The sequence below is a fragment of the Rhodoferax sp. genome (assembly GCF_014859475.1).
Classification (GTDB): Bacteria; Pseudomonadota; Gammaproteobacteria; order Burkholderiales; family Burkholderiaceae_C; genus Rhodoferax.
This window is the reverse complement of record NZ_JACUUE010000319.1, coordinates 1-1,883: the sequence shown is the minus strand read 5'-3', so window position 1 is coordinate 1,883 and position 1,883 is coordinate 1. Positions and strand designations below refer to the sequence as shown.

Annotated in this window: 2 protein-coding genes; both read right to left on the bottom strand. The window is 62.1% G+C overall.

Annotated features, from left to right (window positions below):
- Positions 1-32: 32 nt before the first annotated feature.
- Positions 33-1,424 (bottom strand): ammonium transporter, encoded by a 1,392-nt coding sequence (locus IBX54_RS14860; RefSeq protein WP_296543424.1) that lies wholly within the window; start codon positions 1,422-1,424, stop codon positions 33-35.
- Positions 1,425-1,473: 49 nt separating this feature from the next.
- Positions 1,474-1,812 carry a P-II family nitrogen regulator gene (gene glnK, locus IBX54_RS14855; protein WP_296543423.1) on the bottom strand — a complete coding sequence of 113 codons (339 nt, stop codon included), beginning with the start codon at positions 1,810-1,812 and terminating at the stop codon, positions 1,474-1,476.
- Between the last annotated feature and the right edge of the window lie 71 nt (positions 1,813-1,883).

The following is a 1,883-nucleotide window of genomic DNA, read 5'->3' as shown; positions in this document are numbered from 1 at the left end:
CGAAGCCGGGTGGGTTCTTGGGAGAGTTCTGATCAGCGGCCGTAAGCCGACTCGCCGTGTGACGTGATGTCGAGGCCTTCACGCTCGCTTTCTTCGCTGACACGCAGACCCATCACCATGTCGGCAATCTTGTAGGCGATGAAGGCCACCACCCCAGACCAGACGATGGTGATGAGCACGCCTTCGGCCTGCACCAGCAGCTGGCTGCCGATGGCGAAGTCTGCGTCGCCCGTGCCACCCAGGCCAGGGGCTGCAAACACGCCGGTCAGCAGCGCGCCGGTGATGCCGCCGACACCGTGCACACCAAACACGTCGAGCGAGTCGTCAGCGCCGAGCATTTTCTTCAGGCCGGTCACGCCCCACAGGCACAGGAAGCCGGCCACCAGGCCGATCACGATGGCGCCCATCGGGCCGACCACACCGCAAGCGGGGGTGATGCCAACCAGGCCAGCCACGGCGCCGGAGGCCGCGCCCAGCATGGAGGCCTTGCCTTTGGTCAGCGCCTCACCCACGCACCAGGCCAAAATGGCCGCGGCGGTGGCGATGATGGTGTTGATGAATGCCAGGGTGGCACCGCCACTGGATTCGAGGTTGGAGCCGGCGTTAAAGCCGAACCAGCCCACCCACAGCATGCTGGCGCCCAGCATGGTCATGGTGAGGTTGTGCGGTGCCATGGATTCCTTGCCGTAGCCAATGCGCTTGCCCACCAGGTAGGCACCGACCAGACCGGCCATGGCGGCGTTGATGTGCACCACGGTGCCGCCAGCAAAGTCGAGCGCACCCTTGTCGAGCAAATAGCCGCCAGCACCCCACACCATGTGGGCAATCGGCAGGTAGCTGAAGGTGAACCAGATCACCGAGAACAGCAGCACGGCGCTGAACTTCATACGCTCGGCAAACGATCCCACAATCAGGGCGCAGGTCAGGCCGGCAAAGGTCAGCTGGAACGCGACAAAGATCAGCTCGGGAATTTTCACGCCGTCGCTGAAGGTGTCGGCCATCGAGTCGGTGGTGATGCCCGCCAGGAACATCTTGCTGCCGTCGGCGATGATCAGTCCTTCGCCACCAAAGGCAAAGCTGTAGCCGTAGATGACCCACAGCACGCCGATCAGCGAGAACACCACCATCACCTGCATCAGCACCGACAGCATGTTTTTGCTGCGCACCAGGCCGCCGTAAAACAGCGCCAGGCCGGGCACCATCAGCATGACCAGCATGGTGGAGACCATCATCCAGGCGGTGTCGCCCTTGTCGATGGTGGGGGCGGGGTCGGCTGCGGCCGGGGCTGCTTCAGGCGCAGCCGCTGCTTCAGTTGCCGCTGCGACGGCAGGCGCTGCGTCTGGCGCTGGGGTGGTTTGTGCCATGGCAACGCCGCCAATCAGCAGACTCAAACCCAGGGTGAGGGAGACAAATAGTTTTTTCATGATGGTGATCTCATAGAAATTGAATCAGTTGAGTGCAGAGCTGGCGCGCTCACAATGCCTCCACGCCGGTTTCACCGGTGCGAATGCGGATGACCTGTTCGATGGGTGTGACAAAAATCTTGCCGTCGCCGATCTTGCCGGTGCGCGCGGCGCCTTCGATGGTCTCGATCACGCGCTCCAGCAGATCGTCGGCCACGGCCGCTTCCACTTTGACTTTGGGCAAAAAGTCCACCACGTATTCCGCGCCGCGGTAGAGCTCGGTGTGGCCTTTTTGACGACCGAAGCCCTTGACTTCGGTCACGGTGATGCCCTGCACGCCGATGCCTGAGAGCGCTTCGCGCACCTCGTCGAGCTTGAAGGGTTTGATGATGGCGGTAACAAGTTTCATGCAGACTCCTTGGATAGGTAAACGTGATGGATGTCGGATGACCGAGGCTTGTCAAGCAGGGTTCATGCCAG

Bases quoted from the DNA above. Each gene is read 5' to 3' on its own strand.
- IBX54_RS14860 (WP_296543424.1), bottom strand. From the start codon at position 1,424: ATGAAAAAACTATTTGTCTCCCTCACCCTGGGTTTGAGTCTGCTGATT.
- glnK (WP_296543423.1), bottom strand. From the start codon at position 1,812: ATGAAACTTGTTACCGCCATCATCAAACCCTTCAAGCTCGACGAGGTG.